This window comes from Novipirellula sp. (assembly GCF_041583735.1).
Lineage (GTDB): Bacteria > Planctomycetota > Planctomycetia > Pirellulales > Pirellulaceae > Novipirellula.
Genome location: NZ_JBFHFD010000026.1, coordinates 23,676 through 31,410, shown reverse-complemented (window position 1 = coordinate 31,410; position 7,735 = coordinate 23,676). Strand labels below are relative to the sequence as shown.

Below are 7,735 nucleotides of genomic sequence, written 5' to 3'. Positions count from 1 at the left end.
TGCCGGTGCCGTAATCGCTGTATTGCGATTGGTACGAATCGGCTTGGTTCGGATAGGATCCTGGATCGTAATTAGGCGGATTGGTTTGCCCCGGTGTAGCTTCGTCGGCCGGATAGCCCGAATTCTGTGCATCACGGCGATCAAGGATTTCACGTCCCTTGTCGATTGCCCGTCTCGCGTCCTCACGGATTTCAGCGCGATTAATATCAATACGCGTATATTCGCCGTCGCGCTGGATTTGAAACCAGCCTGCGGCGGATGCACCTGCGATTAACATGGCGAGGATGATCAGATTTCGCATGTTCGATTCCGTTCGGATGGGAGCTTCAGTCAGTACTGCGGTTGTCTCAACTTCTCGGCCCCAGAGCGAGATCAGTTTTCGAGAAACGCCAAGCACACCGATGACTTGCTAGCAAGTGACTCCGCGAATTACATCATGATGTCGAGATAGCCGGCGGCCAGCTGCTGCTGCAATTCGACCGCTTTGTTGACAAGCTCGACGGCAGTGTTTCCTGGAGTATTCGGAGCGGGCGGACGCCCCGAAGGGAGCGTATCAGCGACGCGGTCGTCGCTCCGCTGCGTCAAGCGGCTCTTGGAGGGATCTTGCACCTCCGAAACATGCGGCGGAGCCGCTTCCAGAATGGCGTGAGGACGGTGAGATAGCCCGAATGAATCGACCATAGCAGCGTACGAAATGAGTGAGAATCACCACCGGTCACTGGTGAACCGAGGATGTACAAAAAGTTGCGACAAACAACGTCAGCATTGCTTCCCCCCATGCCGTTCACGCTTCGATTGAACCGAGGTCCAAACGCCGTGATTCCTTAACCCGTATTCAAACTCTAGCTTGCAGTTTCATCGCGGGCTGCCAAAAAACAAAAATAATTGAGTTTGCGATGGACTCGGCCTGCACCGGCACCAACGCAGAGCGAATGATGGGCATGACGCTCCGCGATTACTTTTCTTTCACGGGCGCGGGTAGCTCAAGAAAAATCATCTTGGGTTTGCCAAGGGGCACACGAAAGGTTTTTGTCCATGGCGTCTGAGTCGCACTGCCACGAGGGTTCGTCGACATCCCGTACACCACCTGCAGCGTGACCGTGTCACGCGACGTCCGCTCGCGAATCACCCGCTTCAAGTCCGCCGTGTTTTTCACCGGCTGACCATCAATCGCAATAATCTGACCGCCAGCCTGGACCCCGGCCGCAGCCGCACCGCTGTCCGGATAAACCTTATTAATCACGGCACGTTCGGCATGCACATTGAGCCCCAGTCGTGGCCGGTCCACTCTGGCGGCGCCGTCCTCCTTTCCTGCATTGCTGGCTGGTTTTGCGGTGGACGAGTCCGGCTTTGTGGAAGTCTTTCGGGGTGGCGGCAAGGTTCCCTCCATCACCGTACCCCCTTTCGCTGCCTCGTTTGGCACGATGGCAATGGGGGGCACGGGATCGTCACCCCGTAGCGAGGTTGCCCCCGAGATACAGCAGACCGCAACAGCCACACGGGCGGTGCCCCCCGCCTTTAAAACATGCTTGATTTCAATCATCCCAGCAATAAACTCCTCTAGAGCCAACCTCGCTGCGGTAACCGCAAAACGATGTCGGGCGCTCGATGTCCTGTGATCCCCTCGGATAGTCTAACGGATCCAAGCGTCCGCCCCGCCCACGATCGCACTAAAATATCAGTGAAAGTGGCGAAAGCGAGCCTTCAGGTGCCCCGCCAATTCGCGACGGATCGCGGCATACCGTCAAACCATTTTCTTGTGTTACCACCCCAACACCCACATCGTCTATAATTTCCACTACAATTCGTACACCGAACCCCAAAACTCTATAGAGAACTTTCTATGTCCCGAACGTTTTCCGCGTGTGGCAGTCTAGTACTTCTGAGTTTGTTGACGTTGCCGATGGTGGTCGCCAAAGAGCAGGGCGATTCGCTTAGCGTTGGCGATGATGCACCTCAGTTTTCGGTCCAAGATGACAAGGGCAATCAATGGAAATCCGCCGACCATTTTGGCAAAAAGATCGTGGTGCTTTATTTCTACCCAGCCGACATGACCGGCGGCTGCACCGCACAGGCCTGTGCTTATCGTGACACGTTGGCCGACCTGGCTTCCCAAGAGGTCGAAGTCGTTGGTGTCAGTGGCGACTCGGTCCAAAACCACCAATGGTTCAAGAAAGCGCATCAGTTGAACTTTCCACTACTGGCCGACGTTGACGGCAAGGTTGCTGAAAAGTTTGGAGTGCCGATCACTCGCGGGTCAAAATCGGTCAAGGCGATGATCGATGGTAGCGAACATATTTTAAAACGTGATGTGACTGCCAAACGCTGGACATTCGTCATCGATCGCGATGGAAAGATCGCCTACAAGGACGACAAGGTCCAAGCAAAACAAGACCCCGCCAAAATCCTTGAAGTCGTCAAAGACCTGCAGTAGCGCACGCAAGCGTTCGCGTTAAATTGCGGCGTAGACGGCTCGCCTTCCCACCGTTACGACGAGGCATTATCAGCCGAATTTGCGCGGGCCTGTAAACATCCTCCCACCTGTTTTAACTCCCACCTGAGAAGTCTGTATGAATGATCGACGTTTATTCCTAAAGTCCACTGCGGCCGCAGCAGCGTTTACGGCGACCGCGACCAAGACACTTACGGCGCAGGACGCCACGCCGAGCGAGACGGTCTCGCTTGGCATCATGGGGGTCAACGGACGAGGCCGGGCAATCACGTCGGGCATGCTTGCGCTTCCCAACACTCGTATCGACTACATCTGCGATGTCGACTCGCGAGCCGCGGATCGAACCGCTGAATTGGTGGCGTCCAAACAGCAACAGCGTCCCAAAATTGTTACCGATTTTCGACATATCTTGGACGACAAAAACGTCGACGCGCTCGTGGTCGCGGCTCCGAACCACTGGCACGCACCGGCGACCATTATCGGGTGCGACGCGGGGAAACACGTCTATGTCGAGAAACCCTGTAGCGGCACGGCGGCCGAAGGCGAATGGGCACTTGCCGCCGCCCGACGCAACAATCGTGTCGTGCAAATGGGCACCCAGCGCCGCAGCTGGCCCGCGTTGGTCGAAGCGGTCAAAAAGATCCATGCGGGAGAAATCGGCGAGACCCTCTACGCTCGCTCGTGGTACAACAATCGGCGTGCTTCGATTGGCAAAGGAAAACCTGCCCCCACGCCTGATTGGTTGGACTGGGATCTATGGCAGGGGCCCGCACCTCGCCGCGAATTCAAAGACAATCTCGTCCATTACAATTGGCACTGGCACTGGCACTGGGGCAATGGCGAGATGGGCAACAACGGTGTGCATGGACTCGATGTCGCCCGCTGGGCGCTTGATGTCACTTTCCCGACGCGAGTCACCGCAGGCGGCGGCAAATATCGACATGATGATGATCAGGAAACGCCCGACACGATGATGGCCACCTTTGATTTCCCCGAAGGCAAAACGATCACATGGGAAGGGCTCAGTTGGTCTCCGCTTGGCCCGCACGACACCGGGTTTGGCATCAGCATCCATGGCACCAACGGGTCGCTGGTGATGCGTGGTGCTGGTTACACGATCTATGACATGAAGGGCAAAGAGGTCTCGACGAACTCCGGACCTGCCGGTGACCCTGACCACTTTACCGACTTTCTAACCGCCGTCCGATCGCCACGGCGAACCAATGCGGATATCGAGGAAGCTCACCGCAGCACGCTGTTGTGCCACTTGGGCAACATTGCCTTCCGCACCGGAACTGTCCTGCAAACCAATCCCGCCAACGGGCATATTGAACACAACGACGAAGCCAACAAGCTTTGGAGCCGTGAATATGCCAAAGGCTGGGAACCTCGAAAAGCATAAGCCGATTTTGGCTCCTCGCGGTCGATTTACTAACCACACTGCCGATGGCGGCTGCCATCCGCAGTGCCGCGACGCAGGTATTTTTTCAATGGCATGCGCCGCACGGTCCCCCCAGACTCGAACGCGAGTGATTTTTGTGGGTGGCGACCGCGCGGCTCACCCCGAAAGCGTTCCTAAGTTCAATACATCGGACAATCGCCGTCCCTCCCCCCCTTCGGCTGATCCTTATCAGCCCGCCTCAAAAAACAATCCTCCGTTTCGCGAAGCATCATGCTGACGCAAATCCGTTTCATCTCACCACTTTTATCCCACCTTGCTTTCCCCTGAGCCAATCCAATGAGAACCTCCTTTTGCATTATCGCGATGCTCTTTTCCACTCTCTCTGCGACCGCCGAAGAACCGCTATCGATCGGCATCATCGGCTTGGACACCTCGCATGCCATTGCGTTTACCAAAGAATTCAATCGAGAACCGGCTCAGCCTGAACTTGCGAATTGCCGTGTTGTCGCTGCGTATCCCTATGGCAGCCGCGACATCGAATCGAGCTCGAGTCGTATCCCCAAGTACACCGAAACGGTGAAAGAAATGGGAGTCGAGATTGTCGATTCGATCGACGCGTTGCTCGAGAAAGTCGATTGTGTGCTGCTGGAAACCAACGATGGCAAACCGCACCTAGAACAAGCCCTTGCGGTGTTCAAAGCGGGCAAGCCTGTGTTTATCGACAAGCCGGTCGGTTCAAACCTCAGCGAAGTCGTTGCAATCTATCGCGCTGCGAAACAATACAACGTGCCGATGTTTTCCAGTTCATCGCTGCGATACATCAGCGGAATCGACGAGATCAAATCGCCTGGATTTGGAAAAGTTCTCGGCTGCCAAACCTACAGCCCCTGTTCACTCGAACCGTCGCACACCGATCTGTATTGGTATGGCATCCACGGTGTCGAGGCCTTGTACGCTTGCATGGGTCCTGGATGCGAAAAAGTGCGACACGAATCCACCCCCGCCGCGGAACTTGCCACGGGCCAATGGGATGACCAACGACTCGCAACATTTCGAGGGATCAAGTCGGGCAAAAGTGGATACGGCGGCATCGCGTTTGGCGAAAAACAGGTGCTGCCTTTGGGGGACTACGCTGGCTACAAGCCGCTGCTTGTACAAATTGCGAAGTTCTTTCGAACTCACGAGGCTCCGATCGATGCCGCCGAAACCATCGAACTCTATGCGTTCATGCAAGCGGCGATGGAGAGCAAGGACCAAGGCGGCCAATACGTGAGAATCGCCGACGTGATGGCCAAGGCCGAAAAGGAAGCCGACGCGTTACTGGCGGAATAACGGCTCGAGACGATTGGAACCCAACATGGCGTTGCACGTGTAAGCCGGATCACAGCGGAGCGATGATCCGGCATGACCGCAGTTGCAACGGTGAGCTCACCGCTGAATTCACCGTCGGCACGCCGGATCGGCCTCGCGTTAGGTGCTGTTTGGAAATAACTTCGTCATTCGAATTTTGTTACAAATCACGCGGGTTGAGTGTTTCCTCTGTCGTGGACAAGGCTACGAGTCCCGCCGTGCCACTAAGTCGCTGGGACTCGTAGCCTCGTCCACTACGTCCAAAGCTGGCCGACCTACGCCCATTCCGGTAAAGCTCTAGCGGAACGGCCCAAACGCCACCGGAGGGTTCGTGTCGTTCGGGAAACATTTTGAACTGACGAAGTTATTTCCGAACGGTTCCTTAGCGTGAATTGATCAGGACTACGCCATGTCTTGGTCCGGACTAACCTAAGCGGTCCGTGGCCACGTGATATTGTGGGTCTTCGGAAACGTTGACTTCGACAAAGTCGCCTGCTCGATCGAGCAAATCACGGCACTCGGCGCTCAAATGCGTCAGGTGCAAACGCTTACCTAATGACTGGTACTTCTCAGCTAGCGTGTTGATCGCCTCAAGGCCCGATTGGTCATACACACGTGTGTAATAAAAATCGATAACCACATCTTCGGGATCGTTTGCCGGATCAAACAAGTCTTTGAACGAAGAAACCGAAGCAAAGAATAATGGGCCATGCAGCTGGTAGATCTTGCCACCGACTTCGTTGATCGTGATGTCGGCACCCAAGTTGGCGGCATGCTTCCAAGCGAACACGACCGCGGAAACGATCACACCCAAGATGACTGCGGTTGCCAAATCATGCATCACGACGGTGTAACCGGCAACGAGCACCATTACGGCGACATCGCTCAGCGGCATCCGGTGAAACATCTTCAGCGATGCCCATTCAAAGGTTCCAATCACCACCATAAACATCACCCCCACCAACGCGGCCATTGGAATCTGTTCAATCCAGGGTGCTAGAAACAAGATGAACATCAACAAACAAACTGCCGCGGTGATTCCCGACAACCGGCCTCGACCACCCGAGTTGACGTTGATCAGCGATTGACCAATCATCGCACATCCGCCCATCCCGCCGAATAACCCACACACAATGTTCGCAGCCCCTTGGCCGATACATTCTCGGTTACCACGTCCACGCGTCTCGGTAATTTCGTCGATCAGCGTCAATGTCATCAACGATTCAATCAACCCCACACCGGCCAGCGTGATTGCGAATGGAAAGATGATCCAAAGCGTATCGAAATTCATCGGCGGCATTTTGTAGTCAAGAAAGAACAAGCGAGGCAGTCCACCACTGATTGATGCTGCGGATTCGCTCTCGGTTCCATCCGCTGCTTCGGCATTGGCAGCCGCTGCGACCGCGTTCACGGCATCCACACGATTTTTCGTCTGGGGCGTCATGGCGACGGTCGAAACGTCAAGCGAGCTGGTTTCGTCGGCAGCGACTTCGTCAGCATCGGCCCGACTGGCCGCGATCGCTTTGGCCCGAGCTTGCGTGTTCAGCATGTCGCCGACGGTTGCCACGATGTTTTCGCCCGAACCGGATTCGCTCTTCATCAAGTGGTTGATTCCCACCGACAGCAACGTGACGGTCAAAATCGCGGCCAGCGACGAAGGGATCGCTTTGGTCATCTTAGGCAACAACCAAATGATTCCCATCGTTAGCGCCACCAACACCAACATCACCATCAATGGCGTGCCACTGAGAAAGGTCAAATTTCCGCTGGCTCGATCCAACGTTTGAAAACTGCCAAATTGCGCCATGAAAATCACGATCGCCAATCCGTTAACAAACCCTAACATCACCGAGTGGGGCACCAACCGGATCAATTTACCGAGCCGTGCGGCTCCGATCACGATCTGGATCATGCCGCACAACACCACCGTGGGAAACAAATACTCGATCCCCTGGGTTGCCACCAACGCGACAACAACCACGGCCATCGCACCGGTTGCACCCGAAATCATTCCAGGACGTCCGCCAAACGCAGCGGTGATCAAACCGATGAAGAATGCCGAATAGAGGCCGATGATCGGGGAAACTCCCGCGACAAACGCAAACGCAATGGCTTCGGGAACAAGGGCAAGAGCGACGGTCAAACCCGACAACAAGTCATCCTTGGCCGTCGCGGTTCGTGAGCGGAAAAAATTTAGCATGGCAGGTCAGAAATCGATCGAAAACGATTCGGAATATGGGAAAGGACGTAGAGAACCGTCGCAGCTAAGATCCTTGATTTAGGCAAAACCCAATCCATCGACGGAGAAACCAGCAGCGTGAAACCAGTGGCTTTATTGCCGCGGACTATAATCCTCACCCATTTTCCGTCAACATCGCTTTGACGACCATTCATCAGGCACGGCAAGGACGATTGCATCGCAATGATGCATCAGCGTGAAGATCGTCCCCGTTACGTCGTCCGCGGGGGCAACATCGGGTCCAAACAGGTTGCCTATGCCGGGTTACCGCATCATCGCTGACCGCGTTAAG

General features: G+C 55.3%; 6 protein-coding genes and 1 pseudogene. 3 read left to right on the top strand and 4 right to left on the bottom strand.

Going from position 1 to position 7,735, the window contains the following annotated elements:
- The 3 genes and pseudogenes from ABX962_RS04010 to ABX962_RS04000 form a co-directional block, all read right to left on the bottom strand.
- Positions 1–301, bottom strand: a pseudogene (locus ABX962_RS04010) (hypothetical protein); the annotation flags it as partial.
- Between the two features lie 128 nt (positions 302–429).
- Complete coding sequence (locus tag ABX962_RS04005; RefSeq protein WP_372716850.1) at positions 430–681, bottom strand: hypothetical protein; 252 nt, start codon at positions 679–681, stop codon at positions 430–432.
- A gap of 274 nt (positions 682–955) precedes the next feature.
- Entirely contained in the window at positions 956–1,543 is a 588-nt protein-coding gene (locus ABX962_RS04000; RefSeq protein WP_372716848.1) for a PDZ domain-containing protein, read from the bottom strand.
- 300 nt (positions 1,544–1,843) lie between these two features.
- Here ABX962_RS04000 and ABX962_RS03995 point away from each other — a divergent pair, with 300 nt between their 5' ends.
- The 3 genes from ABX962_RS03995 to ABX962_RS03985 all read left to right on the top strand — a co-directional run bounded on the left by ABX962_RS03995 (position 1,844) and on the right by ABX962_RS03985 (position 5,186).
- Positions 1,844–2,434: a peroxiredoxin gene (locus ABX962_RS03995; RefSeq protein WP_372716846.1), complete on the top strand. Its 591-nt coding sequence runs from the start codon at positions 1,844–1,846 to the stop codon at positions 2,432–2,434.
- Between the two features lie 136 nt (positions 2,435–2,570).
- A complete protein-coding gene (locus tag ABX962_RS03990) occupies positions 2,571–3,854 on the top strand; it encodes a Gfo/Idh/MocA family protein (RefSeq protein ID WP_372716844.1) in 1,284 nt (427 codons plus the stop codon).
- 336 nt (positions 3,855–4,190) lie between these two features.
- Complete coding sequence (locus tag ABX962_RS03985; protein ID WP_372716842.1) at positions 4,191–5,186, top strand: Gfo/Idh/MocA family protein; 996 nt, start codon at positions 4,191–4,193, stop codon at positions 5,184–5,186.
- A 442-nt stretch (positions 5,187–5,628) separates the two neighbouring features.
- On the opposite strand, the gene ABX962_RS03980 is transcribed toward ABX962_RS03985, so the two are convergent.
- Positions 5,629–7,404, bottom strand: a complete 1,776-nt coding sequence (locus ABX962_RS03980; RefSeq protein ID WP_372716840.1) for a SulP family inorganic anion transporter — start codon at positions 7,402–7,404, stop codon at positions 5,629–5,631.
- Positions 7,405–7,735 lie beyond the last annotated feature (331 nt).